This window comes from Halorientalis brevis, assembly GCF_023077655.1.
This window is the reverse complement of sequence record NZ_JALLGV010000008.1, coordinates 64,837-90,339: the sequence shown is the minus strand read 5'-3', so window position 1 is coordinate 90,339 and position 25,503 is coordinate 64,837. Positions and strand designations below refer to the sequence as shown.

General features: G+C 66.2%; 26 protein-coding genes and 1 other RNA gene. 14 read left to right on the top strand and 13 right to left on the bottom strand.

Going from position 1 to position 25,503, the window contains the following annotated elements:
- Positions 1-64: 64 nt before the first annotated feature.
- From MU553_RS18335 to MU553_RS18325, 3 genes are all read left to right on the top strand, one after another.
- A complete protein-coding gene (locus MU553_RS18335) occupies positions 65-2,707 on the top strand; it encodes a valine--tRNA ligase (RefSeq protein ID WP_247380373.1) in 2,643 nt (880 codons plus the stop codon).
- Between the two features lie 63 nt (positions 2,708-2,770).
- Positions 2,771-3,370, top strand: a complete 600-nt coding sequence (locus tag MU553_RS18330; protein WP_247380371.1) for a hypothetical protein — start codon at positions 2,771-2,773, stop codon at positions 3,368-3,370.
- Between the two features lie 100 nt (positions 3,371-3,470).
- Positions 3,471-4,574 carry an aminopeptidase gene (locus tag MU553_RS18325; protein ID WP_247380368.1) on the top strand — a complete coding sequence of 368 codons (1,104 nt, stop codon included), beginning with the start codon at positions 3,471-3,473 and terminating at the stop codon, positions 4,572-4,574.
- 180 nt (positions 4,575-4,754) lie between these two features.
- On the opposite strand, the gene rnpB is transcribed toward MU553_RS18325, so the two are convergent.
- An RNA gene (gene rnpB / locus MU553_RS18320) (RNase P RNA component) lies at positions 4,755-5,213 on the bottom strand.
- Positions 5,214-5,340: 127 nt separating this feature from the next.
- Between rnpB and MU553_RS18315 the strand changes: the two genes are divergently transcribed.
- Positions 5,341-5,946 carry a TIGR00296 family protein gene (locus MU553_RS18315; RefSeq protein WP_247380367.1) on the top strand — a complete coding sequence of 202 codons (606 nt, stop codon included), beginning with the start codon at positions 5,341-5,343 and terminating at the stop codon, positions 5,944-5,946.
- A gap of 206 nt (positions 5,947-6,152) precedes the next feature.
- Here MU553_RS18315 and MU553_RS18310 read toward each other — a convergent pair whose 3' ends face one another.
- From MU553_RS18310 to MU553_RS18295, 4 genes are all read right to left on the bottom strand, one after another.
- Positions 6,153-6,614 carry a hypothetical protein gene (locus MU553_RS18310; RefSeq protein WP_247380365.1) on the bottom strand — a complete coding sequence of 154 codons (462 nt, stop codon included), beginning with the start codon at positions 6,612-6,614 and terminating at the stop codon, positions 6,153-6,155.
- 168 nt (positions 6,615-6,782) lie between these two features.
- The gene (locus tag MU553_RS18305; protein WP_247380363.1) at positions 6,783-7,934 is read right to left on the bottom strand and encodes a nicotinate phosphoribosyltransferase; all 1,152 of its coding nucleotides are present in this window, start codon (positions 7,932-7,934) and stop codon (positions 6,783-6,785) included.
- A 53-nt stretch (positions 7,935-7,987) separates the two neighbouring features.
- Positions 7,988-9,301, bottom strand: a complete 1,314-nt coding sequence (locus MU553_RS18300; RefSeq protein ID WP_379814513.1) for an Hvo_1808 family surface protein — start codon at positions 9,299-9,301, stop codon at positions 7,988-7,990.
- 6 nt (positions 9,302-9,307) lie between these two features.
- Positions 9,308-10,720 carry an Hvo_1808 family surface protein gene (locus MU553_RS18295; RefSeq protein ID WP_247380359.1) on the bottom strand — a complete coding sequence of 471 codons (1,413 nt, stop codon included), beginning with the start codon at positions 10,718-10,720 and terminating at the stop codon, positions 9,308-9,310.
- A 108-nt stretch (positions 10,721-10,828) separates the two neighbouring features.
- On the opposite strand from MU553_RS18295, the gene MU553_RS18290 reads away from it, so the two are divergent.
- Positions 10,829-11,401 carry a cysteine hydrolase family protein gene (locus MU553_RS18290; protein WP_247380357.1) on the top strand — a complete coding sequence of 191 codons (573 nt, stop codon included), beginning with the start codon at positions 10,829-10,831 and terminating at the stop codon, positions 11,399-11,401.
- A 9-nt stretch (positions 11,402-11,410) separates the two neighbouring features.
- On the opposite strand, the gene MU553_RS18285 is transcribed toward MU553_RS18290, so the two are convergent.
- Positions 11,411-11,857 (bottom strand): PaaI family thioesterase, encoded by a 447-nt coding sequence (locus MU553_RS18285; RefSeq protein WP_247380355.1) that lies wholly within the window; start codon positions 11,855-11,857, stop codon positions 11,411-11,413.
- A gap of 221 nt (positions 11,858-12,078) precedes the next feature.
- On the opposite strand from MU553_RS18285, the gene MU553_RS18280 reads away from it, so the two are divergent.
- Positions 12,079-12,624, top strand: a complete 546-nt coding sequence (locus MU553_RS18280) for a hypothetical protein (RefSeq protein ID WP_247380353.1) — start codon at positions 12,079-12,081, stop codon at positions 12,622-12,624.
- A gap of 11 nt (positions 12,625-12,635) precedes the next feature.
- Here the strand turns inward: MU553_RS18280 and MU553_RS18275 are convergent, their stop codons facing one another.
- Complete coding sequence (locus MU553_RS18275) at positions 12,636-13,454, bottom strand: DUF8155 domain-containing protein (protein WP_247380351.1); 819 nt, start codon at positions 13,452-13,454, stop codon at positions 12,636-12,638.
- Between the two features lie 114 nt (positions 13,455-13,568).
- Between MU553_RS18275 and MU553_RS18270 the strand changes: the two genes are divergently transcribed.
- The 3 genes from MU553_RS18270 to MU553_RS18260 all read left to right on the top strand — a co-directional run bounded on the left by MU553_RS18270 (position 13,569) and on the right by MU553_RS18260 (position 16,694).
- Positions 13,569-14,279 (top strand): lipoate--protein ligase family protein, encoded by a 711-nt coding sequence (locus MU553_RS18270; protein ID WP_247380349.1) that lies wholly within the window; start codon positions 13,569-13,571, stop codon positions 14,277-14,279.
- 119 nt (positions 14,280-14,398) lie between these two features.
- Positions 14,399-15,796 (top strand): dihydroorotase, encoded by a 1,398-nt coding sequence (locus tag MU553_RS18265; protein ID WP_247380347.1) that lies wholly within the window; start codon positions 14,399-14,401, stop codon positions 15,794-15,796.
- Positions 15,797-15,899: 103 nt separating this feature from the next.
- Complete coding sequence (locus MU553_RS18260) at positions 15,900-16,694, top strand: AAC(3) family N-acetyltransferase (RefSeq protein WP_247380345.1); 795 nt, start codon at positions 15,900-15,902, stop codon at positions 16,692-16,694.
- A gap of 6 nt (positions 16,695-16,700) precedes the next feature.
- Here MU553_RS18260 and MU553_RS18255 read toward each other — a convergent pair whose 3' ends face one another.
- A complete protein-coding gene (locus MU553_RS18255; protein ID WP_247380343.1) occupies positions 16,701-17,372 on the bottom strand; it encodes a DUF5806 family protein in 672 nt (223 codons plus the stop codon).
- 106 nt (positions 17,373-17,478) lie between these two features.
- On the opposite strand from MU553_RS18255, the gene MU553_RS18250 reads away from it, so the two are divergent.
- On the top strand, positions 17,479-17,847 hold the full coding sequence (locus MU553_RS18250; protein WP_247380341.1) for a universal stress protein: 369 nt from the start codon (positions 17,479-17,481) through the stop codon (positions 17,845-17,847).
- Positions 17,844-18,365, top strand: a complete 522-nt coding sequence (locus MU553_RS18245) for a GNAT family N-acetyltransferase (protein ID WP_247380339.1) — start codon at positions 17,844-17,846, stop codon at positions 18,363-18,365. Before MU553_RS18250 ends, MU553_RS18245 begins: the two co-directional genes overlap by 4 nt.
- Here the strand turns inward: MU553_RS18245 and MU553_RS18240 are convergent.
- Entirely contained in the window at positions 18,362-18,811 is a 450-nt protein-coding gene (locus tag MU553_RS18240; RefSeq protein ID WP_247380336.1) for a universal stress protein, read from the bottom strand. The two genes, MU553_RS18245 and MU553_RS18240, sit on opposite strands and share 4 nt — an antisense overlap.
- A 91-nt stretch (positions 18,812-18,902) precedes the next feature.
- Between MU553_RS18240 and MU553_RS18235 the strand changes: the two genes are divergently transcribed.
- From MU553_RS18235 to MU553_RS18225, 3 genes are all read left to right on the top strand, one after another.
- Positions 18,903-19,355, top strand: coding sequence for a universal stress protein (locus tag MU553_RS18235; RefSeq protein WP_247380335.1), 453 nt, complete (start codon positions 18,903-18,905; stop codon positions 19,353-19,355).
- Between the two features lie 44 nt (positions 19,356-19,399).
- The gene (locus MU553_RS18230; RefSeq protein WP_247380333.1) at positions 19,400-20,521 is read left to right on the top strand and encodes a DHH family phosphoesterase; all 1,122 of its coding nucleotides are present in this window, start codon (positions 19,400-19,402) and stop codon (positions 20,519-20,521) included.
- 108 nt (positions 20,522-20,629) lie between these two features.
- Positions 20,630-20,845, top strand: coding sequence for a hypothetical protein (locus MU553_RS18225; RefSeq protein ID WP_247380331.1), 216 nt, complete (start codon positions 20,630-20,632; stop codon positions 20,843-20,845).
- A gap of 4 nt (positions 20,846-20,849) precedes the next feature.
- On the opposite strand, the gene MU553_RS18220 is transcribed toward MU553_RS18225, so the two are convergent.
- The 4 genes from MU553_RS18220 to MU553_RS18205 all read right to left on the bottom strand — a co-directional run bounded on the left by MU553_RS18220 (position 20,850) and on the right by MU553_RS18205 (position 25,501).
- Positions 20,850-21,329, bottom strand: coding sequence for a DUF5807 family protein (locus tag MU553_RS18220; protein WP_247380328.1), 480 nt, complete (start codon positions 21,327-21,329; stop codon positions 20,850-20,852).
- Between the two features lie 77 nt (positions 21,330-21,406).
- Positions 21,407-21,763, bottom strand: a complete 357-nt coding sequence (locus tag MU553_RS18215; protein ID WP_247380325.1) for a DUF6176 family protein — start codon at positions 21,761-21,763, stop codon at positions 21,407-21,409.
- Positions 21,764-22,072: 309 nt separating this feature from the next.
- The gene (gene flaJ / locus MU553_RS18210) at positions 22,073-23,830 is read right to left on the bottom strand and encodes an archaellar assembly protein FlaJ (RefSeq protein WP_379814482.1); all 1,758 of its coding nucleotides are present in this window, start codon (positions 23,828-23,830) and stop codon (positions 22,073-22,075) included.
- The gene (locus MU553_RS18205) at positions 23,831-25,501 is read right to left on the bottom strand and encodes a type II/IV secretion system ATPase subunit (RefSeq protein ID WP_247380324.1); all 1,671 of its coding nucleotides are present in this window, start codon (positions 25,499-25,501) and stop codon (positions 23,831-23,833) included.
- Between the last annotated feature and the right edge of the window lie 2 nt (positions 25,502-25,503).

Sequence of the window (25,503 nt, the reverse complement as noted above, 5' to 3'; positions counted from 1 at the left end):
GTACGGTAGCAGGGGACCAGTCGCTCGTCTTTTGGACCCACCGACGACCAGCGCATTCGCAACTATGAGTGAGTTACCCGACAGCTACGACCCGGACAGCGTCGAGCCGAAGTGGCGCGACCAGTGGCAGGAGATGGACGTCTACGAATACGAGGGGAACGGGGACACCGACTACGTGGTGGACACGCCGCCGCCGTACCCGACCGGCAACCTCCACATCGGCAACGCCCTGGGCTGGTGTTACATGGACTTCGCCGCCCGCTATCACCGCCTCCAGGGCGACGACGTGCTCTTCCCACAGGGGTGGGACTGCCACGGGCTGCCGACCGAGGTGAAAGTCGAGGAGAACAACGACATTCACCGGACGGACGTCCCGCGCGACGAGTTCCGCGAGATGTGCATCGAGCACACCGAGGACCAGATCGACGCGATGAAAGAGACGATGCACACGCTCGGGTTCTCCCAGGACTGGAATCACGAGTTCAAGACCATGGATCCCGAGTACTGGGGCACCACCCAGCGCTCGTTCGTCGAGATGGCCGACGACGACATGGTCTACCGCGACGAGCACCCCGTCAACTGGTGTCCCCGCTGTGAGACCGCCATCGCCGACGCCGAAGTCGAGACCGAAGAGGGCATCGACGGCACGCTCTACTACATCACTTTCGCGGGCGCGGACGAAGACACCGAGGACATCGAGATCGCGACCACTCGCCCGGAACTGCTGGCGGCGTGTGTCTCGATGGCCGTCCACCCGGACGACGAGCGCTTCGAGGACCGCATCGGCGACACCTTCGAAGTCCCGCTGTTCGGCCAGGAAGTCGAACTCATCGCCGACGAGGAGTCCGACCCCGACTTCGGGACCGGCGCAGTGATGATCTGTACCTTCGGGGACAAACAGGACGTGACCTGGTGGGCCGAACACGACCTGGACCTCCGGATGGTGTTCACCGAGGACGGCCACCTCAACGAGGACGCCGGCGAGTACGCCGGCCTCACGATCGAGGAAGCCAAAGAAGCGATCGTCGACGAGCTCGACGAGGAGGGGTACCTCAACGACACCGAGCCGACCGAACAGGCCGTCGGGCAGTGCTGGCGATGTGACACGCCCATCGAGATCCTCTCGAAAGAGCAGTGGTTCGTCGAGGTCGACCAGGACGACATCCTGAGCAAGGCCGACCAGGTCGACTGGATTCCCGAGCACATGTACGACCGGCTCGAGGACTGGACCGAGGGCATGGACTGGGACTGGGTCATCTCCCGCCAGCGCGTGTTCGCCACGCCCATCCCCGCGTGGTTCTGCACGAACGAAGACTGCGACCACATCCACGTCGCCGGCCCCGACGAACTCCCAGTCGACCCCACCGACGAGGACCCGGCAGTCGAGGAGTGTCCCGAGTGTGGCGGCGACGAGTGGACCGGCGAGACCGACGTGATGGACACGTGGATGGACTCCTCGATCACGCCGCTGTACGTCCGCGGCTGGCCCGAGGCCGACTTCGAGCCGACCACCCTTCGGGAACAGGGTCACGACATCATCCGCACGTGGGCGTTCTACACCATCCTGCGCGTCTCGGCCATCGAGGACGAGATCCCGTGGGAGGAAGCGCTCATCAACGGGATGGTGTTCGGCGAGGACGGCAACAAGATGTCCAAGTCCCGTGGTAACTTCGTCCAGCCCGAAGAGGCCGTCGAGGAGTACTCCGCCGACGCGTTCCGCCAGGCGATGGCGCTGGGTGGCCAGCCCGGTTCCGACATCCAGTTCCAGTGGAAGGAGGTCAAGTCCGCCTCGAAGTTCGGCACGAAGATCTGGAACATCACCCGCTTCGCCACGGGCCACTTAGACGAGGAGGGCCCGACCGCGGAGGACCCGGCGTACCGCGACGCCGACAAGTGGATCCTCTCGCGGACCTCACAGGTCGCCGACACCGTCGCCGAGCACATGGACGAGTACCGCTTCGACGCCGCGATGCGCGAGCTTCGCGAGTTCATCTGGCACGACCTCGCCGACGACTACCTCGAACTCATCAAGGGCCGCCTGTACGAGGGGCGTCCCGGCGAGCGCAACGCCGCTCGGAAGGCACTGGAGACTGCGCTCACGTCCGCGCTGCGGATGCTCTCGCCCTTTTCACCGTTCCTCACGGAGGAAGCGTACGACGCGATCCCCTCGACGGAGGGGAGCGTCCACGCCGCCGACTGGCCCGAGATCGACATGCACGACGAGGACGCCGAACTCGCTGGCGAACTCATCGCCGACGTGGCCTCGACGATCCGGGGCTGGAAGTCCGACGAGGGCATGGCGCTGAACGCCGAACTCGACAAGGTCGAGGTGTTCCCCGACGAGACGCCCGAGCGGGCCGTCGACACGTACGACCTCTCGGAGGCCGTCAACGCGCCGGTCCACGTGCTGAAGGGCGAGCCGGCCGTGGAACTCGTTCCCGTCGAAGTCGACCCCGACCACAGCGTCATCGGCCCGGAGTTCCGCGACAAGGCCGGTCAGGTCGTCGGCGCGCTCGAAGGAGCCGATCCCGGCGAAATCAAACAGCAGCAACAGCTCGACGGCGAAATCGAACTCGACCTCGGCGACGAAGTGGCCGTGGTTCCGGGTGACGCCGTCGACGTCCGCGAGGAACACCGCGCCGAATCCGGCGAGGAAGTCGAAGTCATCGAGAGCGACCAGGCGACGATCCTGGTCTACGACGAGTAGGCAGAGCCCGGCAGTTGCAGGCCCCGCGTTTTTCCACGTTCGTCGGTTTGTTCCCAGGAGCGCATGCCCCATCAGCACGGAACGCCACACCCACACCACGGGAACCAGCAGTCACAGCGCCAGCAGGCGAACGCTCACACCGGACGCGGAACCCACCGCGGCCACAGCGGCCAGCGACACGTCCAGCAACACACCCGGGAGAACCAGCAGCACGACAGCCGCCAGCAGCAGGCCTCGGGACAGCAACACTGGCAGCAACGCCAACAGCGGCAACCGCGTGGCCACTCCCAGCAACACCAGCAGCAGGGCCAGCAGACCGGTCACGCCGAGGGATTCGGAAGCGAGCCCCAGGGCAACGACCAGCGACGGTCGATCCCCCAGCGCGGCCCCGGTGAACGACGGCAAACCGAGATCCGCTCGACGAAGTCGACGAGCAATCCCCGAGAGGGGAGCCAGCGCGGCGAAGACAGCGTGCAGGGCGTCTCGGGACGGGCCGGCGGCCAGTACGGCGACCTGCACGGCCACCACCGGACCCAGACCCAGCAGGCCGGCTTCCACGCCGAGGACCGGTACGCCGGCGAGGGGATGAGCACGCAGCAACACCGATTCGGAAGCCGCCAGGGGCACGGGACGCGCCGCCGGGACCCGCACCACGGCCAGTAAGCCGCCGCCCTTGTACCCAGGCCGTCGTCTTCTCTCGAGCGAACACCACACGGATCGAGTGACCCTCGTCGTTTTTGTCACGCCGACCGCATCCACGGGTATGGACGAACGCGTACACGCACACGCCGAGACGCTGGTGGACTGGAGCGCCCGCATCGAATCGGGCGACGACGTCGTGCTCCGCGTTTCTGAGGGTGCCCACGACCTGGCAGTCGCCGTCGCCGAGCAACTGGGTGAGCGCGGCGCGAACCTCGTGACGGTCTACGACTCCGCGGAGGTCAGCCGCGCGTATCTCACGGCCCACGACGGGGAGTTCGAGGCCGATCCCGAGTACGAGCGCTCCCTCTATGAACAGGCGGACAGCGTCCTCTCGCTGGGCGGTGGCCGGAACACGACCGCCCTGGCCGACGTCCCGGGAGAGCGACGGCAGGCGGCCGGGAAAGCCCACGAGGGGATTCGCGAGGCGCGACTGGCGACCGACTGGGTCTCGACGGTCCACCCCACCCGTTCGCTCGCCCAGCAGGCCGGCATGGCCTACGAGGAGTACCGGGACTTCGTCTACGACGCCGTCCTCCGGGACTGGGAGTCGCTCGCCGAGGAGATGGGCCGACTCAAGGACATCCTAGACGACGGGGAAGAGGTACGGATCGTCGGCGAGGGAACGGACGTCACGATGTCGATCGCCGACCGGATCGCAGTCAACAGCGCCGCCTCAGTGGCGTACGATTCGCACAACCTTCCCAGCGGCGAGGTGTTCACCGCGCCCGCCGACACCGAAGGCGAGGTCACCTTCGACGTGCCGATGACGATCAACGACCGGCGCGTCCGAGACGTCCACCTCGTCTTCGAGGACGGCGAAGTCGTCGACTACGACGCCCAGCAGGGCGAGGACGTCATCACAGAACTGCTCGACACGGACGCCGGTGCCAAGCGACTCGGCGAACTCGGCATCGGAATGAACCGCGGTATCGACCGTCCCACGGACACGATCCTCTTCGACGAGAAGATGGGCGGCACCGTCCACATGGCGCTCGGCCGCGCCTACGGCGCGAACTTCCCCGAGGGCCACGAGGACGAGCAGAACGAGTCGGCCGTCCACGCCGACCTCATCACCGACATGGGCGAGGGGTCCCGGATGGAAGTCGACGGCGAAGTCGTCCAGCGGGACGGGTCGTTCCGGTGGGAGGAGGGGTTCGGAGGGTAGCGCAGTCGAGCAGCGAGAGACCTCGAAACAACGAACGGCGAGCGAAGCGAGCCGTGAGTAGCGAGGGTGAGCAGCGCGAGCGAGCCCGAGAACCGGTCAAGTGACAGTCGTGGTCGAAAGTGCCGGGGAGCACACGCCAGAACCCACGCGCAGGTGCCGTCGCTCGCGAGCGTAAAGTGTGGCTGAGGGGAGTAAGCCCCCTTCTGTTCGTCCCGGCATTCGGCTGAGCATCCACGCCATCCCCGGAAGCCGGGGTTCGCCGAGCGAGGCTCGACGGCGGTGTCCGGGCTACCTACGGCGCGGACTTGCACCAGTGAGGTTTCGCCGTTCCATCCGTTCTCCGCGGTCCGCGTGCCCAAAGGGCACGGTACGGCGTGGCGGTGAAACCGCCACGCGCGCTCGGTGGGTTAACTCCCCGTCTCTTCGCCGAGTGGCTCGATCCGGGTTCGCGCACCTCATCGCTCACGCGGAGTGGTCTCGTTTCTGTTCCAGAGCCAGCGGTCTCCCGCTCCGGGTTTGCACCCGGTCACCTGCCCGAATGGTGGGGGGACTTTCCTCATGCCCGGTCCGAACGGACCGTAGTGCGGCGTCGACCGCCGATCCGAGCGGGCCAGGCACGGGAGCCAGGCTCCCTCTGCCAGCGACAGCTAGTCACCGACCGGGATTAAGCCGTTCGGTCAGGCGAGCAAAAACGATGGGTAGCGATACCACAGCACATGGAATCTGAAGGGACACGTTGAAACGGCTGGTCGTCATAGAAGTGACAATGCCAGGGGCAGCCGCTGAACTGACGCCGACGGATGGAACCCGAGCCGTGGAACTGGCTCGCAACGCCGTCGAAACGTTCGTCGAAAACGGTGCACGAGAGCAACTGGGCAGCATGCGGGACGCCTTCTACACGCGGACCGGGGCGTTCGTCCGTCTGGAGAAGACCCGCGGACGCGGGCAGCTCCGGGGCTGTGCAGGGAGCTACGACTGGAGCGACCACCTGGGCGAAGCGCTCGTCGACGCCGCCATCGGCGCCGCCAGCGGTGACTCCTGCGGGTCGGCCGTCGACGCCGCCGAACTCGACACGCTGCGGGTCTCGGTCTGTATCGTGGGCAACGTCGTGCTGACCGACGATCCGCTCGCCGACCTCGAACTCGGCCGCCACGGCGTCGCCGTCGAGAACGGGAGCAATCGCGGCTGGCTCTACCCGACGGTCCCAGTCGAGAACGACTGGAGCGAAGCCGAGTACCTCGACCGCGCCAGCCGGAAAGCCGGTCTCCCGCCGACCGCCTGGGAGGACGACGACACGATGGTCACGCTGTTCGAGGGCCGCGTCTTCCGCGAGCGCGACCCCAACGGCGCCGTGCAAGAACTCCGCGTTTAGATCAGCGGCCGAGCGCGACACTCGAACGCAGTTTTTCGCGGACGAACACGACACTCGCGAACTACAGGACTGTCGTCAGAGCTGACAGCACGGCCGGTTGGCGTCGTCAGGGCAGCGAAAAGCAGGTACGCGAAGGGCGTGTGACTCGCCCGAAGCGTCAGCGGGTCGTCCATCGCCACTTCACCCCCGTGGAGCGGGTGCGTCAGTTAGGCCGCCGTGACGTTCGTGGTCTCACCCTCCGTCGTGTTCTCCGGTGCCTGGCCGTCGTCCGGCGACGCGGTCTCGTTGCCAGCGGTTTCCTCGCTGTCGTCGCTCGGCGTCACGTCGCTGACGGCGTCACCGAGCGACCCGTCGAGGTCGCCACCGACGAACTGCCGGATCAGGTCGTGAATCTCCGCGACGTGGTCGGGCACCTGACTCGGTAGATCCGTGGGCGGTCCACGCTTGTCAGCGGCTGCGGCGCCGTGACCGCGGGCAGACGGGTTCGCCGCGGCGTCAGCTCGCTCGTCGCTCGACTGATTCTCGTGGTTCGTCTCGCGATTCGCCGCATCGTCGGCGGCGTCGTTCGCGCCCGCGTCCACGGGAGCGTTCCCCGGGAGCGCGGCGGCTGTTCCTGCAAAGACCAGCAGTGCGGCCAGTGCGACCGCGAGTAGTGTGGTCGATTTCATCGTTGCCTCCACCCGAGTCACAGTGGCGACGCCATCTTGAAGGGGGTAAACCGCAAAGCCGACTTTCGGCAGTTTGAGCGCCAGTTAACCGATTTTAACGTCGATTAAACCGACTTAATCCGGGTGAAACGGCCCGGGAGACAGAACAGGCGGGAGAGCGCGGGTGCGTCACTCGGGCGCGGCGAAGTCGACGCGGTCGGCGTCGGTCAGCGCGCGCTCGCTCGCGTCGTCGATGTCGAACTCGCGGACGATCTCCCCGTCGCGGACGAGGGGTTCGAGGAGTTCCTCGCCGTCGACCGGGCCGTCGCGGTCGGCGAGCCCGACGTGGTGGCCGCCGTCGAGCGTCCGGTAGACCTGCTTCGCGCCCGAGAGTTTGCCTCGCTTGGCCGCGGGTTCGCCGTCGACCTCGACGATGTCCAGCGCGAAGTCGATGGGCTCGGCGTTGCTGACGTAGCCGCCGACGCCGAACCCCTCGACCACGTCCGAGAGGTGGCGCAGTTCCGCGGGGCCGAGACCGCCGCTGGCGAAGATGCCCACGTCCTCGAAGCCGCGGGCGTCGAGTTCCCAGCGCACCTCCTTGATGATGTGGCGGAAGTCGCCCCGGCGCGACCCGGTCGTGTCCAGGCGGACGCTGTCCAGCGCGTCGACGGCTTCGGCCGCGCGAATGGACTCGTCTTTCTCGTCGGAGTAGGTGTCACAGAGGGCGACCCGCGGCACGTCGGGGCCGGCGGCCTCGTCGAACGCCTGCCAGGCGGCCTCCTGGTTACCCCTGCCGAAACAGATCACGAGCGCGTGGGGCATCGTGCCGCTGGCCTCTCGACCCAGTACGTCCCCGGCAGCGACGTGTGAGATGCCGTCGAGCCCGGCGACGAGCGCGCCCCGCTCGACGACCGCCGCGATCGAGGGGTGGACGTGGCGCGCGCCGAAACTCAGTACGAGCGATTCGGGAGCCGCCCGGCGCGCGCGCAGGGCGTTGGTCGCGATGCCGGACGCGTGGGAGAGGAATCCGAGGAGTGCGGTCTCGAAGACGCAGAACTCGCGGTAGCTCCCCTCGATGCGGAGCACCGGCCCCCCGTCGAACAGCTGGCCTTCCCGGAGGGCGTCCACGTCGACGTCGTGGCCTTCCAGCAGGTGTGCGGCGTCTTTGACGCCGGCGAACACCTCGAACTCGCCGGTCGGGAACTGGTCGGCGGTGACTTCCGCGACGACCCGCGGGTTCACGCCCTCGTGGTCGAGTGCCGCGACGGTCCGGTCGAAGTACGCGTCAGTGGCGCGTCCCTCCCGGATCGCGGCCGGCGGGACGATGTCGAAGTCGGTCATACTACACGATTTCAGCCGGCAGCGAAAAAGATGCCCGGTGTACCGCTTGGGCGTCAGTCCGGCGCGTGAACGGCGTCCAGGTCCCCGACGGTCGGCGCGTTGACGACCCGGACGCGGGTCCCCTCGCGAGTCACGCGGAAGGCGTCGCCGAACGGATCCGATTCGGGCAGGACGTACGTGGCGTTTGTCGGCTGGGTCACCGAGCGGTCGGCGAGGATCGCCCGGTAGGCCCCGGCGAACTCTCGGGCGTCAGCACGGGTGTCCCAGGCCGTCTGCCAGACGTAGCCGTAGCGGTCGCCGTTCCGGTAGGGCACCACCGTGTCACCGGCCCACCCCGCCGACAGCGGGTGGTCGTAGTCGTACGTGTCGTGTGTCGTGCGGTTCACCTGCCCGTTGGCCCAGAACGTGGCGTAGATGGCCGCTTCACCCACCGTCTCGCCGACAGGCTCGCGGTCGAACCGCTCCCACTCCCCGTTCGACCGGTCGGGAACCGTGACGGTCCGCGGCCGCTCGTCCGGGTACGCGTCGGGGTGGATCACCTGCTCGCTGCTCGTGGGATACCGGTCGTAGAGGGCGTCGACGCCGGCCCACCCTTCTCGGTCGTGGACGCTCGCGACGAACGACTCGCCGGCAGCGTACGGCGCGTACATGGTCAGGAACACGCCTCTGTCGAACCCGGCCAGATCGTCCTCGGTCCGGTTCGGGCGGGGAAGACAGTCCCAGGACCGCTCACAGCGCTGCTCGTACTGGGCGGCGACGTAGTTGGCGTCGCCCTCGACGACGCCGTTGCGGCCGCGGCGTCGGTCCTGGGTCCGCGGGTACTCGTCGAGACCGAACTGCTGGTCCTGGAGCGCGTGGACGAGTTCGTGGGCCAGCGTCCACCGGTCGACGGTCGGCGTCTCGGCGTCGCTGACGAGCACGATCGCCTCCTCGCCGGGGTCGTAGAACCCACGGACGCTGGCGTCGAAGGTCGCCCCGAACGCGCTGCTGACGGTGGTGTCCTCGCCGACGAGCAACAGCGCTTCCCAGACCTGTTCCCGCCAGTGGTCGGTGCCCGTCTCGTTCTGGCCGCCGTACTGTTCGCGGTACTCGGCGCGGGAGATCACCTCGACGCCGACCGAGCGCTCGAACTCCAGGCCGCGAATCCGCTCGACGCGCGCCATCGTTCGCGCGACGACCGCCTCGCGTTCCCGCTCGGTGAGGCCGTCAGAGGCGTCGACCGAGAGTTCGTCGTCGTACCAGTAGCCGTTCTCCCAGCCCCGCTGGTCGGCCGCGGGGTCTGGGCGAACGTCGGCGGTCGTCGGCGCGTTACACCCCGCCAGGACGAGCAGGCCAGCGAGTCCGACCAGCAGGAGGCGGCGCCCGATCACGGCTCAGGAACCGTCCCTGACGTCGCCGAGGTCGTCGACCGTCGGTGCGTTCACGACGGTGACCGTCGCGCCGTCTCTCGTGACGCGGAACGCGTCCGCGAAGCGGTTCCCGTCGGGAACGGTCCAGGTGTTCGCCCGGTCGGTCCGCTCGCCGCCCCAGTACCGGAGCAGTTGTCGGTAGCCGCTCGCGAACTCGCGGGCGTCACCGGCTGACTCCCACTCGATGCGCCAGACGTACGCCGTCTCGTTGGCGTCGGTGTCGGGGTTGCGATACACGTGCATGCGGTCGCCCTCCCAGCCGCTCGTCACCGAGAGCCCGTAGTCGTACGGGTCAGAGCGGTCGATCTCGCCGCCCTCGACGTTGAGGAACTGTCTGGGCTCGATCACCGGCTGGCCGCGGTCGGCGTAGGCCGTGTACGCGAACATCGCGCTCAGCGCCGACTGCCCCAGCGTCGCGTAATCGGGGCGTTGGCCGTTGGGAGTCTGCGGGTCGGGCCGGACGCGCTCCCAGCCGTTCGTCGCCGAATCCCGCAGTTCGACCGCGACGGGGTCGTCAGCCGGGTCCGTGTAGCGGTCGGGGTAGATGACCTGCTCGGCGCTGGTCGGCGGACTCGCGAACGCGTCGTCGACGGCGCTCCACCCGCCCTGCTCGTACAGGTGTGAGACGAATCCCGGACCGTCGCTGTACGGGAAAAACTCCAGGAAGTAGATACCGAAGTGAAGGTCCGACGACTCCTGGCTACCCGACGAACCGTCGACGCACTCCCATTCCCCACCGCAGCGATCCTCGTAGCGCTGTTGAACGTAGTTGGCTTCGCCCTCGACGACGCCGTTCTGGGCGTTGTATCCGTCCCGGGTGCTCGCCCGCATCGTCGAGAGGTTGTGGCGCTGGTCCTGCAGTGCGTGGACGAGTTCGTGGGCCAGCGTGCCCTCGCCGTCGAGGGTGGGCTGTCCGCCGTCGGCGACGAGCTTGATGGTCCCGTTCTGGGGGTCGTAGTAGCCCAGCACGCTCGCCCCCATGTTCTGGCGCTGGACGGCCAGGGCGTCCCGGCGTTCGCCGACGAAGAACATGGCCTCGAACTTCGCGTTGTCGAAGGTCCGGAACGTCCGGGTGTAGTTGCCCGCCTGAGCGGCCCGGTACTCCTCGCGCGAGATGATCTCGACGGGGACCGACTGGTTGAACTCCGCGTCGCGGATGTATTCGATTCGGGCCATCGACCGCGCGACGACCGCCTCGCGCTCGCTCGCGTTCAGTCCGTCCTCGTTGGTCACGTCGAGAGTCCCGTTGTGCCAGTGACCGTTCTCCCAGCCGACGACGTCCGCGGTCGGGTCCGGGGGCGCCTGCGACCCGCCGAGGAGATTGCAGCCAGAAAGGACGACCAGGACGACGAGCACCAGCCAGGGGGCCTTGCGCATACGCCAGCCAGGAGGCCCGGCGGCAAAAATTGACCGCACTCCGGCGGAGACGGCCCGTCGACCACGAGTCGGGAAACGGTTTTTCCGGGCGGGTCCGTACCCTCGCACATGGAGTTCGACACCGAGACCACGGCGCTGGTGGTAGTGGACATGCAGAACGGCTTCTGCCACCCCGAGGGGAGCCTCTACGCGCCCAAGAGCGAGGGCGCCATCGAGCCCGTCAGCGAACTGGTCGAGCAGGCACGGGATGCGGGCGTGCAGATCGTCTTCACGCGCGACGTCCATCCGCCGGAACAGTTCGAGGACGCGCACTACTACGACGAGTTCGACCGCTGGGGCGAACACGTCGTCGAGGGGTCGTGGGAGGCCGAACTCGTCGACGAACTCGACGTCCGCGACGAGGACCTCGTCGTCGAGAAACACACGTACGACGCCTTCCACGAGACGGAACTCGACGGCTGGCTGTCCGCACGCGGGATCAGGAACCTGCTCTTCTGCGGAACGCTGGCGAACGTCTGCGTGCTGCACACGGCCGGGAGCGCCGGCCTCCGCGACTACCGGCCGGTGCTCGTCGAAGACGCGATCGGAGCGATCGAAGACGACCACAAGGAGTACGCCATAGAACACGCCGACTGGCTGTTCGGCGAGGTCGCGCGGCGCGAAGATCTCGCGTTCGTCTGAACGGACCCGTCAGTTCTCGACGCGGAATACGCCCTGGCCGGTGGCGATCGATTCCATGTTCCCCGTGGCCGTCCGGCTCTCGACGGTGATGGTGGCGATCGCAGACGTCTCCCGCATCTCGACGACTTCCGCGTAGCCGGTGAGGTCGTGGACCGCGTCGTGGAGAAAGTTGACGTTGATGTTCAGCGGTTCCACGAGGTCGTTGACTGGATCGTCGAGCGTCGTCCGGATCGCGAGTTCCCCCGTCTGCTCCATCAGCGTCGTGACGATCCCGTTGTGCACCGTCGGCGGGGTCTCCTCCTCGTCGGTGAACTTCTCGTCGAACGGGATGGTCAGCTTCGATTTGCCGTACTGGATGTTCTGCATCTGCACCCCGAGCCACGAGAGATAGCCGTTCTCGCGCTCGACGGACATGCGTAACATCACCGGCGCGCCCTCGGGAAGATCGTTGGCCATGTGTTGTGTTACCGCTACGATGTCATCTGACTTTTACTCACTGGTAATCATATACGGACTGAGATATTCTCGGAGACGGCGGTCGAACGCCGACGTGTCCGACTCAGTGAGCCACGCAGCAATCCAGCCTCCAACCAGGGGGAGACGGCACGTTGACGCGAGTAATCGGCTGCGTGCTGCAGAAATACGGAGGGGTCTCGCGGCCGTTAGCTCTCGTCACGATGCCCACCGAGAGACGGCGGCCGACCCGCGACAAGTATCGGGAGGCGCAGTTCTTCCTCCAGCGACTAGAGCGGGCCGACGACGGCCACGTTCGCAACGTCCGGAGCCAGACCGACAAAGACGAGTTCCGGTACTACTGCAGTGCCTTCGCCAGCGCAGTCGACGAGATCCACACCCACGTCGAGCGAGTCGACGAAGATCACCCGGCGTTCGAGGAGTGGGCCGCAGACCGGCCGCTCCGCGACCTCCACCAGTTCTTCGCCCAGCGAGCGAACGACGTGATCGACGTCCGGCCGGCCGACCGGCAGGAACCCGACAGCGGCCCCAGAGGGACGACCGGGCTCACCGTCGAATCGACTGTCGGACAGTACTGTCTCGGCGACGACGGGGTGCCGGACACGCTCGCGATGGAGTACGGGAGCGGACGCGACGAGGGCGGACTCTCGGTGACCGACCTGGCCGAGGCGTATCTGGATCACGTCGACGCGTGGCTGGCCGAGCTGGACGCCGAAACCAACGACACCGACGCTCCAGACGAAGGGTAACGCCCCACCGCTCACGCACTGTCTATCGACACCGTCACGTCCTCGCCGACGGCGAAGGACTGCTCCGGACAGACCAGTTTCACGCCGAACGCCTCCCGCGCGAGAAACAGCGAGAGCCCGGTGATCGGCCGGCCGTTGGCGCGAACGGTCACGTCGTCCCAGGCGACCGTCCGGCCCTCCGCGGTCCCGACGCGCTGGCCGGCGAGCGTCACCGGCCCGTCCGCCCCGCCGAGGGCACCCCCGCCGTCGTAGTGGGGCAGGCCGCCGTCGAGGACGCAGTCCCCGCCGTCGACGCCAACGAAGTAGTCGCCCGGTGCAGGGTGTGCCGGCGCGTCGAGGACGGCGTACGTCTCGGCGGTCTCGACGACCGTCCCGTGGCCGTCCCACTGGCAGGGGCGAACGTCCACGTCGACCGCGACGGGGAGCGAACCAGACGCACGGTACGGGTTGGCGTCGGGGTCGCGGAATCCCAGGTGGACGTGGTTGTCGACCCAGGGGGCGAAAAAGCCAGAGCGGACGAGCCGCCCCAGGGAGTCACCGACGGCGACGTGATCGCCGGGTTCGACGGTCGGCTCGACGTGGAGGACGCGAGCGACGTACTCGTCGGTCTCGATCAGGACGAGGTGGTCGTGGGGGCCGGCGTAGGGTTTCGGCGGGGCGTCGACGGTCCGGGTGTCGAGCACCTCGCCGGCGACCGGTGAGGGAGCCGTCCCGTCGCCGTCGGGGTAGAGGTCGATCGCACAGCCGCGGTCGTGGGCCGTGTAGGGGGAGTTGTACAGCGAAACGCGCGGGTAGCGACCGACGACGTCCCCGTCGAGCGTGACTGCCATCGACCCGGCGTTGGCGGGGCGGCCGCTTGAACCTCTCGACCGGCCCGCGAGGACGGCAGCGAACGCGGGTCCCGAGGCGTCAGACCCATATTATCCGGGACCCGAGAGGAAGCCATGCGCGTGGTTCGGGGTCGCGGTGACGACATCGAGGCCGACAGGTCGGTCACCCAGCGACTGCTCGCGTGGGCCGGCACCGCCGGTGAGCCGGCGGTCCGCGTCTGGCGCCCCCACCGACAGGTCGCGTTCGGGCCGCGAGACGCCAACAGCGACGGCTACGAGCAGGCCCGACAAGCCGCAGCGGACCAGGGGTACGCCGTCTCCGAGCGCCAGGTCGGCGGCCGCGCCGTCGCTTACACCGGCGACACCATCGCCTTCGCCCGCATCGAACCCACCGACGACGGCCGCCAGGGCATCGAGGAACGCTACGCCGCCGTGCGCGTGGACATCAGGGACGCCCTCCGGGAACTCGGTGTGGATGCCGACCGCGGCGAACCCGACGAGACGTTCTGCCCGGGGAGCTACTCGCTGCAGGCACCGGGCGGCAAACTCGTCGGCATCGCCCAGCGCGTCACCGGCGACGCGGTGCTGGTGGCCGGCCTGATCGTCGTCGACGGTCACGACGAGATCGCCGACGTGCTCGATCCAGTGTACGACGCGCTCTCGATATCGTTCGACCCGGACACGGTCGGGAGCATCGAGCGCGGCGGCGGGAAAGTCGATCCCGTCGCCATCATCATGCGCGTCGAGGACGCGCTGGTCGGCGACCACCTCGGTACCGTGGAGTGGGTCGACGATCTTGCGACTGTGGAGTGGACCGGTGAGTGAGCGGTCCCGAACGAGAAGTACGTTCTGCCGCTGACGCGGGAGCGCTATCAGCGTTGGCCCTGCGACAAACGTAGTGCACCGTCCGCGAGATTTACCACCCACCCACCCCGAGAGTGGGTATGCTCATTCGGAACGCGACGCTCCCCGACGGACGGGAGCGCGACGTACTCATCGAGGGGGAGACCATCACGGAGATCGGCGAGGACTTAGAGATGCCCGACGCGGCCGACGAGCGGTTCGTCGACGCCAGCGACAAACGCATCATGCCCGGGATGATCGACACCCACGTCCACTTCCGCGAGCCGGGCTACTCCCACAAGGAGACCTGGGAGACCGGCAGCAAGTCCGCGGCCGCGGGCGGCGTGACGACCGTCGTCGACCAGCCCAACACGGACCCGCCGACGATCGACGGGGCGTCGTTCGACCAGAAGGAAGAACTGGCCGAGAAATCCCTCGTCGACTACGGCATCAACGGCGGCGTCACCGAGGAGTGGGTGCCCAGCGCCCTCTTCCAGCGGCCGATGTTCGCGCTCGGGGAAGTCTTCCTCGCCGACTCGACCGGCGACATGGGCATCAGCGTGGAGCTGTTCGCCAGCGCGGTCAAAACCGCCAACCGACAGGACACAGTGGTCACCGTCCACGCCGAGGACGCCAGCGAGTTCGAGCCGGGCTCGAAAGAGCGCGACGACGCGGACGCCTGGAGCGCGTTCCGCACCGCCCGCGCGGAGCCGGCCGCCGTCGAAGCGGCCGCCGAGGTCGCTGACCGACTCGACGCACAGGTCCACATCGCCCACACCTCCACGCCGGAGGGCATCGACACCGCGGCCGAACACGGCCTCACCTGCGAGGTGACGCCCCATCACATGTTCCTCTCGCGGAAGGACCTCCGCGAGCTGGACACGTACGGGCGGATGAACCCGCCGCTGCGCCGCGAGCGCCTCCGCAGGAAGGTGTGGGACCGCGTCGTCGACGGGACGGTCGACATCGTCGCGACCGACCACGCACCCCACACGAAAACGGAGAAAGACGCGAGCATCTGGGACGCGCCGTCGGGCGTGCCCGGCGTCGAGACCGCCCTCCCGCTCCTGCTCGAAGAGGCCCGCCAGGGCAACATCACCTACGAGCGGATCAGGGATCTGACCGCCTCGAACCCGGCCCACATCTTCGACCTCCCGACGAAGGGGCTCGTCAAGGAGGGGATGGACGCCGACCTCGTGCTGTTCGACCCCGATGACAGTCAGGAGATCCACGGCGACGACCTCCACTCCAAATGCGGGTGGACGCCGTTCGAGGGGAAACGGGGCGTGTTCCCGGAGCTGACGCTCGTTCGCGGACAGGTCGTCTACGAGCGCCACGGTCCGGAGACGCTGGTCCTCAAAAGCGAAACCGGAGAGACGGAGTCCGAATCCTTCGGCGGCCCGGTCGGCACCAACGTCCGGACCCTCGACCGCACGGCCGAGGAGTCCGGCGACGCAGAGACCAGCGACGCGGACGCCGAACCGTCACAGGACGAGTGAGCGACGCGCGGGCACGCAGCGGCTCGCAGTAGCCGCCGCTTACCGTCGATACACCCCACTCTTCGGACCATAACTAACCGACCAGCGCGGGGGAGTGTAGGTGATGGTGCGTCACTTGCCGGAAACGCTCTGGTGTAGCGCCAAGCACTACGCCATGCTCCAGCGGGACCGACCGACGGGGCCGGTCGACGAGGACGCGTTCGCGGAGATTCTCGACGCCTACGACGAAGACGAGGTGTTCGTCCACGTCGGCCTGAGCGACGTGAGTTCCGCCTTCGAGGGGAACCCCTACGAGTTCGTCGTCGACCACCTCGACGAACGGTTCGACGCGATCCTCACGCCAGCGTTCACCCAGTCGTTCCGCGATTCGGGGTACTTCCACCGGAAAGAGTCGGAGCCCGAACTCGGCGCGTTCGCCAGTCTCTTCTTCGACGACGCCGACTACCGGACGGCCGATCCCCTCCACTCGATCCAGGTGCGCGGCGATTACCGCTTCGAGAACTGCAACCACCGGGACACCTTCGGCCCCGACGGCTGTTACGCGAAACTCGACGACGACGACGTGCGCATCGTAAACGTCGGGACTCGCTGGCTCATCAGCACCCAGATCCACTACGTCGAGCGCGTCATGGACGTCCCCTACGTCGAGACCGTCGACGTCGAGGGGACGGTCTACCACGGCGGTGGCGACCACGAACAGGTCGCACAGACGACCTACGACAAGAACAAGTACCTCTACTACTGGGACCGGCTGAAACTCATGCGCGATCTGATGACCGACGGCGTCCTCGACCACTACGATCTCAACGGGCTGAAAGTCATCTCCGTCTCCGCCAGAGACCTCCGAACCGCGCTCGAACCGCGGATCGAGGACGATCCGTACTACGTCGTGAAATGAAAGTGGCTAGTCGTCGGCCTCGGCCGTCGTCCCGCTACTGTGGTCCTCGTCGCCTTCGAGTTCCCCGCCGCAGTGAGGGCACTCGTCGTGACGGAGGGCGGCGCTGTGTTCCCGGACCTGGCGCATGACGTCGGAGATGCGATCCTCGGCTTCGAGTTCCTCCTCGACGGAGAGTTCGACACCTTCGACTTCGAGCAGGAACTTCGCGACCTCGGTGGCCTCGTACATCACGTCGTCGAGTTCCTCGGCGGTGAAGAAGTCACACATTGCTCCGTAGAGGAAGGTCGCACCGGCCTGGCGGACCTTCTCCTCGAAGGAGGCGCGGGCCTGGTTGACCGCCTGGGGCGTGTACGTGTCCGTCATGAACGGTACGAGTTCGGGGAGGTTCTCGCCGATCTTGGTCATCTCGACGCCGGTCTCGGTGCGAAAGTCCGCACAGAGGCGGGCGATGGCCCACTCACGAGCGGTGATGTAGGTGCGCTCGCGGAGGAACTCGTTGGCGCGGTCGTACGTTCCGCCCTCGATTTTCTTGAAGCGGTCGTACTTTCGCACCTCTTCCGGAACGTCCGAATCCACTGCCTCGTCGGCAGGGGGAACGTCGGTCGCGACAGAATCGTCCTCGACGTCGTCCGGCGCGTCCGCGGCATCGTTCGTCTCCGGCACCGGGGTATCGGGCATACAGGCCATCTGTACTGCGGGTGAAAAAGCGTATCGGCGGCGTCTGACGCACGGCGGACGGTCGATGGGTAGTGGGTTTTTGGTTCGCGGGTGCAAGGGAGCGTATATGAACGTCTTGCTGGGTATCGACGGCAGCGATGTGTCGTTCGATGCACTCGACGACACGATCGCCCGGACGAACGAGACTGGTGACGACCTCACCGTCGCCATCGTCGACCGGGACGAGGTCGAGCTGGACCCCGACGAGATCGAAACGCGCGTCCGCGATGAGTTGGCTGACGCCGACCTCGATGCACCGATCGAGCGGCTGTCCGGACACCCGGGGAGCGAACTGGTCGAGCTCGCCGACGGCGACGGGTTCGACCGGCTGGTCATCCCCGGCGGAAAGCGAAGCGCCCTCGGGAAGATCCGCCTCGACGAGATGATCGAGTTCGTCCTGCTCAACGCCGAAACCACGGTGACTCTCATCAGATGACAGACCGATTCCCGGACGAGACCGCCGAATCGTTCCCCCGTCCCCCAGCGACGGTCACCGACAGGAACGACCGCGAGATACGGATTCGGATCGCCGACGGGGACGACGTCGACGCGCTGGTCGAGATGTACCTCGAGTTCGACCCCGAGGACCGCGCCCAGGGAATCCCGCCCGTCCGCGAGGAGCCCATTCGCACCTGGCTCGACAACCTGTTCGGAGCCGGCTGTCTGAACCTCGTGGCGCTCCACGACGACGAACCGGTCGGCCACGCGACGCTCGTCCCCGACGTCGAGGACACCTACGAGTTGGCGATCTTCGTCCTCCACACCTACCAGGGCGCCGGCATCGGGACGCTCCTCATCGAGCGCCTGCTCGGCTACGCCCAGGAACAGGACGTCGAGCGCGTCTGGCTGTCCGTCGAGCGCTGGAACGATCCCGCCATCGCGCTGTACAAGAACGTCGGCTTCGAGATGAGCAGCACCGAGAGTTTCGAGTTAGAGATGGGAATCAGACTCTAGACGGAGAGCACGGGCTGGCTGGCGTACATGAGAACGTACTCGGCGGCTTTGCCGAGGACCTCGTCGGGGTCGCCCGAGACGGGCTCGCGCGGAACGACCAGGAAGTCCGCATCGACCTCTTCTGCGGTGTCGAGGACGACGCTGCCCGGGTGGTGAGTGAGCTGTGACGGGCTGAAGCCGAGCGCTTCCGAGTGAGTCAGCGCGACGTCGCTGTCGGCCGCCAGCTCCGTGACGGCGTCCATGAACTCGATGGTTTCGGCGGCGATGGTGTCTTTCTCGACCTCGCCGGCGTGGATGCTTCGGGCGACGGCCTCTTCGAGAACGTACAGTGCGTGCACGCTGGCCTCGTACCGCTCGGCGATAGCAACGGCGTACTCGGCGGCAGTGAGCGACTCCTCGCTCCCGTCGAGGGGGACGAGAACGCGGTCGATCTCCACAGCAGTCATACTGGCTCTTCGCCACGGCAGGGAGAAAAAGCCACCGAGCGGGTCTCGCCGACAACGCACATTTATACGCGCGCCGCCAGTAGGCGCCTCTATGTTTGACACGGTGGTCATCGCGACGGACGGCTCCGAGAGCGCCGAACGATCTATCACCGTCGCGCTCGATCTCGCCACCCAGTTCGACGCGTCGGTCCACGCGCTGTACGTGGTCGACACCGGCGACATCGACGGCTCTCCCGAGTCCGTCCGCGATGAGATGGAGACCGCGCTGACCGAAGCGGGCGAAGAGGCCCTGGCCGCGATCGAAGAACAGAGCGACCGCGAGGTCACCACGGCCGTCCGCGAGGGCCAGCCCACGGCCGAAATCTGCAAGTACGTCGGCGAAGTGGACGCGGACGTCCTCGCCACCGGCACTCGTGGTCGCCACGGAGAGCACTCGTTCCTGCTCGGCAGCGTCGCGGAGGCCGTCGTCCGTCGCTGTCCGGTGCCGGTGCTGACCGTCCGGCAGCTCGACGCCAGCGAGGAACCGGCACCGGAAGCCCGGTGAAACCCAACCGAGTCCTTCATTGAGCCCGGCACGCTGGAAGCCGTATGGACGACTGGCTCATCGACGACGACCGGCTCTCGATCGCCCGGAAGTCGGTCCTCCCCGGGGAGGGCTTTTTCCACCCGGACTCGATCGAGGAAGTACAGGAAGAGCGCGAAACCAAAGAAGCAGTCACGGACACGCCCGCCGTCGTCATCGCCGACCCCGACGCCGACGGCCTGGCCTGCGTCGCCCTGCTCCGAGCCGTCGTGGCCGACGCGGCGCTGGTCCCGGCCGGCCCCCACGACATGGGCGACGCCATCGAGCGCGTCTCCGAGTACGTCGACCCCGACGTGCCCGTCTACATCTGTGACCTCTGTCCCGACTCCGAGGAAGACGTCGCGTTCCTCGAGGTGCTCGCCGAGCGCGCCAGCGACGTGTTCTGGTACGACCACCACCAGTGGAACGAAGAGTTAGGGACGCTCGTCGACGAGCACGTCACCGACCGCGTCGTCGGTGACTCCGAGGAGGAGTGCACCGCCGACGTCGTCGCCCGCTCGCTCGACGCCGAGGTCCCAGCCTACCTCGAAGAGCTGGCGGTCGTCACGCGGGACCACGACCTCTGGCTCCGCGAAGACCCACGGAGCGACGACCTGGCCGACTTCTCCTACTGGGCCGAACCCGAGGAGTACATCGAGGTCGTCGCCGAACACGGCCCGGACCTGCCCCCGGAGATCGAGGAGTTCCTCGCGGAGATGCGCGTCGAGAAGGAGGCGCTCATCGAGAAGGCCATCGACCGGGCGGAGATCCACGAGATCGGCGACTGGACCGTCGGCGTCACCTACGGCCGGTGTTCGCAGAACGAGGTCGCCGAAGCCCTCCGCCAGGACGGCACCGACGCGGCCGTGATCGTCAAGCCCGCCGGAAGCGCCTCCATCCGCGGCACCGAGGAGTTCCAGCGCGCCCACGAGGTCGCCGCGAAAGTCAACGGCGGCGGTCACCCGAAAGCCGCCGGCTGTAAGCCCGACATCTACGACGACATGCTCGACTACGCGCACCACTGGACGACCCGCGGTGCCGTCGCCAAGCAGGTCATCATCGAGGCGTTCCACGACGTCAAGCGGGAGGCACGCGCTGAAGCCGACGAAGAGAAAGCACCGGACACGGAAGAAGAGACCGAACAGTAACGAGACACTTGCGACTTCGGTTTCGGTAAGATACCACGTCGATCCGACTGCAGTCGTGCGGTTTTGGTGTCGAAACCGTTTTTACCACCCGCTCGACATCGAAGGCAGATGAGTGGCCCATCATTTACTCGGACCGTAGCGAATAATCCACGTCTGTTTCTCGCGCTCGTCGCTGTCGTCGGCGTCGGAGCCGTAACGATGCAAGCCGTCGCCGAGCTCGTCCCAGACAGCGGGTCGCTCCAGGCCGGCGTGTTCGTCGCGATGGCACTGGTCGCCGCTGTCTACGTCGGCTCGACACACGAACCGCCAGAAGCAGAGGAGTGACGACTCAGGCGCGGTCGCTGACGAGCCACTTGTCGGAATAGGCAGTGCCGCACTCACAGAGCGCGTAGGCGTGAACCACGTCGCCCTCGGCGTAGATGTCGTCGACCTCCTCGTTCTGTTCCTGAGCGAACCCGAAGATGAAGCGTGGCCAGTGCTCGCCCTCCTCGTCGCGGTCTCGCGGTTCGCTCGACTGTTCCGCGGAACTCCGTTCCGCGCTCTCCGGACACTCGCTTTCGATATCGTCCAGGGTGATCCGTGACTCGGTGTCCATCGCGGAGCCGGCGAGTTGCATCGGATCGACGCCAGTGGCTCGCTGGAACGCGGTTCGTCCCTCCTCACCGGGGAGGACGAGGACGACGCCGTTCTCGACTACTTCACCGGCCTTGGCGAGGCGATCTAGACCGTCGACGGCTGCCTCGTTAAAATAGAGCAGCACGTCGTCCGGGCGGTCCCCGGCGAGGAACTGCTCGCGTTTCTCGTTCATACCTTCTCTCGCCGATGCGCGCACAAAAGGAACGCGACACGAGGCGAACGAGGCGCCAACGAGCGCGCCCCTCGCGGTCACGCCCCGTCGTTCGATCGCTCCGGGTTCACCAGATGAGACAGCGGTTCGTACTTGCCAACGTCGGTCCCGTCGACCAGCACCTCGTCCATCACCGACTGGTGTTCGTGATCGATGTCGTGGAGTGAGTCCTCGAACGCTTCGAACGCGCTGACGACGTCGTCAGCGTCGAGGTACGTGACGAGATACGTGCCGTCGTCGGTGTGTTCGAGAAACACCGTCTCGGCGTTGATCCCCTCGTCCGTGAACGTCTCCATCACCTCGTCCTCGCGGTCGCGGAGTTCCGCCATCCACTCCCGGAGACGGTCGACTTTCCCGGGCTCGACCTCCTGTTTCGTCAGAATGGCTTCTGGCATGGCTGTGAGTGAGACCGGCCGGGTGAAAATCCTTCGATAAGGACAAAAGCGGCGTGAGGCATCCGCGCGAGCGGGAGTGAGCGCGGGTCACTCGGCGCGAGATCAGCGGCCGAGCGCCGAGCAGTTTTTAGTCCACCGTCAGAGCAAGCTCTGACAAGTGCTCACGAGAGCGAAGCTCTCGTGGCATACCAGAAATCTCCGATTTCTGTGGACTCCCGCTCGCAAGCTCGCGGGAACAGGTTTTTGCGATGGGGGTACCCGCAAGGCCGCCGAAGACGGCCGAGGATACCCCCGACGTAAAAAGAGTGGTTAGATAGCCAGGAACGAGTCGACCATGTTCTTCGTGAAGATGGAGATGAGCGAGCCGAGCCACGTGATGATCACGAAGTGCATGTAGGCGTTCAGCTTGTGGCCGCCGTCGGTCTCCCGGATCATCAGCGACGAGAGGAACGCGTTGAACACGATGACGACGATGAGCAGGAACTCGATGAGCGGGATGTTGTAGACGCTGGTGTTGATGATCGACCCGACGTCGAACTGACCCCCGGTGCTGAGGTTGAGGGTCATGTTGGCCAGGATGTTCACGACCTGGAGTCCGATGAAGAACGCGAACGTCGACGCGGCCGAGATACCGTACAGGAGGCCGATGAGCGTGGTAGTCGCCTGGTTTCGCTGCTGACGAAGCTGGAGGACGACGTTCATGTTCGTGGAGATGATCTCACCGAGTTGTTTGGGGCTGCCACCCATCTCGCGGCCGATGAGATACATCTCGGAGAACTTCTGGATGAGGTAGGAGCGACAGTCGGCGGTGAAGTACCGCCAGGCCGCCGTCGGCTCGATCCGCATGTTCAGTCGCTTGTACAGGTTGTCGATGTCTTCGGTCAGTTTCCCGAAGTCCTTCTTCCGGAGGCTCTGGAGCACCATCGAGGAAGTCGCCTGCTTTGCGCCTTCTGCGGAACCGAGTGCGCGGATGAAGCTGGGGAACTCCTCGTCTTTGGCCTTGATTTTGTCCTCGGCGCGGCGCATGTACAGCCCGGGAATGAGGAGGGGCGTGACCGGAACGGCGATGTACAACGGGAGTGGGACCGGCGACATCGGGAGGAGCATCTCCAGCGAGAGGGGGCTCACGCCGAAGAAGCCGCCGATGGAGATGACCGCGAGGAAGATCGTCAACGAGACGCCAGTCGCGAAGGTGGCGATCATCCACTTGTCGAGGTCCGTCGTGATGCCCTCCGGGTGGTACCACAGAGGATCGAACGGTGCCATCGCACGAATGGCGATGTAGAAGCCGGTCTGGACGAAGATGAACATCGCAATGACGGCCCCCACTGTCATCGTCGGGTCGGTCCCCGTGAGGACGGGCAGCACGACCGCGAACACCAGCGCGAACGTCATCGAGAGAATCATCGACAGGTACAGGTCCTTCATCACGTCCAGGTTGTCCAGCGAGCCGCTGTAGACGGTCTCGTAGTTCTGCATCACCTGTTCCTGCTCGGAGACGAGGAAGTCCTCGAGGGACTGCCCGGCACCGAGCGTGTACGCAAGGCGATCGAAGACGTCCGACAGCGCGTCACTGGGGACCTGTTTCGCTCGCCGCCGCAGCGCGTCGTCGAGGCTCTGATTCCAGGCGTCGACCAGCTGGACGATCCGGCGCATCTCGGTGGTGAGCGCGCCGTACTCCTCTTCCTCTGCGAGCGCCCGGAACACTTCCATGCGGTCGATCCGCGTGGTCGCCAGCACGGTCATGTGGGTGACGAGAAGGTGGAGCCGGTTGTTCAGGGCTTTGCGCTCCTGGGAGAGCATCACCTTCGGGTAGAAGACGGCGGTGGCGAATCCCAGAACGCCCAGCAGCGGGATCGGCACACGCACCATGAGCGGGAGGAAGCCCAGGAGGAGAAAGCCGACGATTGTGAACACCAGAAAGCCGATGGACGGCAGGAGGATGAGAAACACGTACCGCCGGATCGGCATGTGCATCCGATGGTAGGACTCGAAGAGATCGCTGAAAAAATCCCCAACTGCGTCCCGCATCTGGCCGGCCGTTGCGTCGGATTCCTGGGATGCCATTCAAATCTCGCGATGGATGTCGAACGGGAGTCCTTCGATACCGTCACGCTGGAAACTGTCGATCATGTCGTCGACTTCGTGATAGCCGAGTATGTCCTCCTGAATGGCTCGTTCGATGATTTTGGCACGGAAATCGAGGTCGTCGTAGATGTCCCGGGTGTCCTCGTACCCGAGCAGCGTCGCGATCTGCTCTTCTAAGACGTAGGAGTTGTTCATCCCCTGGAAGACGATCTCGTCCTCGACAGGGTCCCAGTAGAACGCCTGGCGAGTGACGACGCCGTCCATCTCCTTGGAGTACCCCTCGATCTCCTGAACGGACGTGACGCGACGCAGGACCTGGTCGCCCTGCTTGACACGGTTCTGGAACAGCGCCACGTCGGCGTTGTCCATGAACGTCTCCGGGACGTTGATCGGCTCCCCGGTGAACCGCTGGATCATGGACACGATGTCGGACGCGTGGAACGTCAGCATCACGGGGTGACCGGTCTGTGCGGCCTGGAACGCCATCCGACCCTCTTCACCACGAACCTCACCCACGATGATGTAGTCCGGGCGGGAACGCAGTGCGGCCGCGACCAGGTCGAACATGTCGACGCTGGTCCCTTCGTCTTCACCCTCACGCGTGAGGAGTTGCTGCCAGGTGTCGTGGGGCGGGAGCACCTCCGCGGTGTCCTCCGCGGTGTAGATCTTCGAGTCTCGCGGGATGAACGCCATGATGGAGTTCAGCGTCGTCGTCTTCCCCGACGCCGTCTCCCCGACCACGAACACCGTCTGCTCGTTCTCCAGGCAGAGCCAGAGGTACGCCGACAGGCGCGGGGACAGCGTCCCCCACTTGGTAATCTGGAAGATCGACAGGGGCACCTCGTCGCCCTGCCGGATGGTGAGGCTCGGCCCCTTCAGCGAGACGTCGTCCGAATAAATCAGGTTGAGACGCGACCCGTCCGGCAGCGTGGAGTCCACGATGGGGTCGGAGTCTGACACGGGGTCGCCGATGCGTTCGCCCATGTTTCGCAACCACTGGTCGAACTCTTCGGGCGTCCCGAAGTCGACGGTGGTGCCGATCATGCCGTAGACCCCGTGGTCGACGTACGTCTCGTGAGGCCCGATGACGTGAATGTCCTCGTTCGCCGGGTCGCGCATGATCGGTTCGAGCGGGCCGAGTCCGACGATGTCTCGGTTGAGGACGTACCGGATGTTCTCGTAGGTCTCCTGTGAGACCTCGACCTGCCCCATGTCGAACACGGACGGAATACGGTCGAAGAAACTGTCGTTCTCGCTGTCTTTGATCCGGGTCGTCTCCTGGAGGAGTTCTTCGATCCGGTCGTCGTATTCGGCTTCGTTCTGTGGCGCCGGTTTCGTGACGGACTTCTGGAGGAGTCGGTCCCGGACTTTCTCGTAGACGACCTGTTCGGTCTCGTCGAGTTCCGGTTCGACGGTGTAGTACTTCGTCGCCTGCCCGACGTCGCCGTAGATGTGACAGAAGATCGGGCCACCGACCGGATACAGGACGTTCGGCCGATCGGTTTCGTACTCGTCGTCGGCCTCTTCGATGAACATCGGGAACTCGCCAGTGATCTGTTTGATCTTCCGCAGGTGCTCCTGCAGGTGCGGACGCCTCGCTGCGTACTGCCTGAGTTCGTCCGACGGTTTGGCGGTTCCTTGTTCGGTCATGG

Excerpts from the sequence above, each read along its gene's own strand:
- MU553_RS18335 (WP_247380373.1), top strand. The coding sequence starts at position 65 with ATGAGTGAGTTACCCGACAGCTACGACCCGGACAGCGTCGAGCCGAAG.
- MU553_RS18330 (WP_247380371.1), top strand. The coding sequence starts at position 2,771 with ATGCCCCATCAGCACGGAACGCCACACCCACACCACGGGAACCAGCAG.
- MU553_RS18325 (WP_247380368.1), top strand. The coding sequence starts at position 3,471 with ATGGACGAACGCGTACACGCACACGCCGAGACGCTGGTGGACTGGAGC.
- MU553_RS18315 (WP_247380367.1), top strand. The coding sequence starts at position 5,341 with ATGCCAGGGGCAGCCGCTGAACTGACGCCGACGGATGGAACCCGAGCC.
- MU553_RS18310 (WP_247380365.1), bottom strand. The coding sequence starts at position 6,614 with ATGAAATCGACCACACTACTCGCGGTCGCACTGGCCGCACTGCTGGTC.
- MU553_RS18305 (WP_247380363.1), bottom strand. The coding sequence starts at position 7,934 with ATGACCGACTTCGACATCGTCCCGCCGGCCGCGATCCGGGAGGGACGC.
- MU553_RS18295 (WP_247380359.1), bottom strand. The coding sequence starts at position 10,720 with ATGCGCAAGGCCCCCTGGCTGGTGCTCGTCGTCCTGGTCGTCCTTTCT.
- MU553_RS18290 (WP_247380357.1), top strand. The coding sequence starts at position 10,829 with ATGGAGTTCGACACCGAGACCACGGCGCTGGTGGTAGTGGACATGCAG.
- MU553_RS18285 (WP_247380355.1), bottom strand. The coding sequence starts at position 11,857 with ATGGCCAACGATCTTCCCGAGGGCGCGCCGGTGATGTTACGCATGTCC.
- MU553_RS18280 (WP_247380353.1), top strand. The coding sequence starts at position 12,079 with ATGCCCACCGAGAGACGGCGGCCGACCCGCGACAAGTATCGGGAGGCG.
- MU553_RS18275 (WP_247380351.1), bottom strand. The coding sequence starts at position 13,454 with ATGGCAGTCACGCTCGACGGGGACGTCGTCGGTCGCTACCCGCGCGTT.
- MU553_RS18270 (WP_247380349.1), top strand. The coding sequence starts at position 13,569 with ATGCGCGTGGTTCGGGGTCGCGGTGACGACATCGAGGCCGACAGGTCG.
- MU553_RS18265 (WP_247380347.1), top strand. The coding sequence starts at position 14,399 with ATGCTCATTCGGAACGCGACGCTCCCCGACGGACGGGAGCGCGACGTA.
- MU553_RS18260 (WP_247380345.1), top strand. The coding sequence starts at position 15,900 with ATGGTGCGTCACTTGCCGGAAACGCTCTGGTGTAGCGCCAAGCACTAC.
- MU553_RS18255 (WP_247380343.1), bottom strand. The coding sequence starts at position 17,372 with ATGCCCGATACCCCGGTGCCGGAGACGAACGATGCCGCGGACGCGCCG.
- MU553_RS18250 (WP_247380341.1), top strand. The coding sequence starts at position 17,479 with ATGAACGTCTTGCTGGGTATCGACGGCAGCGATGTGTCGTTCGATGCA.
- MU553_RS18245 (WP_247380339.1), top strand. The coding sequence starts at position 17,844 with ATGACAGACCGATTCCCGGACGAGACCGCCGAATCGTTCCCCCGTCCC.
- MU553_RS18240 (WP_247380336.1), bottom strand. The coding sequence starts at position 18,811 with ATGACTGCTGTGGAGATCGACCGCGTTCTCGTCCCCCTCGACGGGAGC.
- MU553_RS18235 (WP_247380335.1), top strand. The coding sequence starts at position 18,903 with ATGTTTGACACGGTGGTCATCGCGACGGACGGCTCCGAGAGCGCCGAA.
- MU553_RS18230 (WP_247380333.1), top strand. The coding sequence starts at position 19,400 with ATGGACGACTGGCTCATCGACGACGACCGGCTCTCGATCGCCCGGAAG.
- MU553_RS18225 (WP_247380331.1), top strand. The coding sequence starts at position 20,630 with ATGAGTGGCCCATCATTTACTCGGACCGTAGCGAATAATCCACGTCTG.
- MU553_RS18220 (WP_247380328.1), bottom strand. The coding sequence starts at position 21,329 with ATGAACGAGAAACGCGAGCAGTTCCTCGCCGGGGACCGCCCGGACGAC.
- MU553_RS18215 (WP_247380325.1), bottom strand. The coding sequence starts at position 21,763 with ATGCCAGAAGCCATTCTGACGAAACAGGAGGTCGAGCCCGGGAAAGTC.
- flaJ (WP_379814482.1), bottom strand. The coding sequence starts at position 23,830 with ATGGCATCCCAGGAATCCGACGCAACGGCCGGCCAGATGCGGGACGCA.
- MU553_RS18205 (WP_247380324.1), bottom strand. The coding sequence starts at position 25,501 with ATGACCGAACAAGGAACCGCCAAACCGTCGGACGAACTCAGGCAGTAC.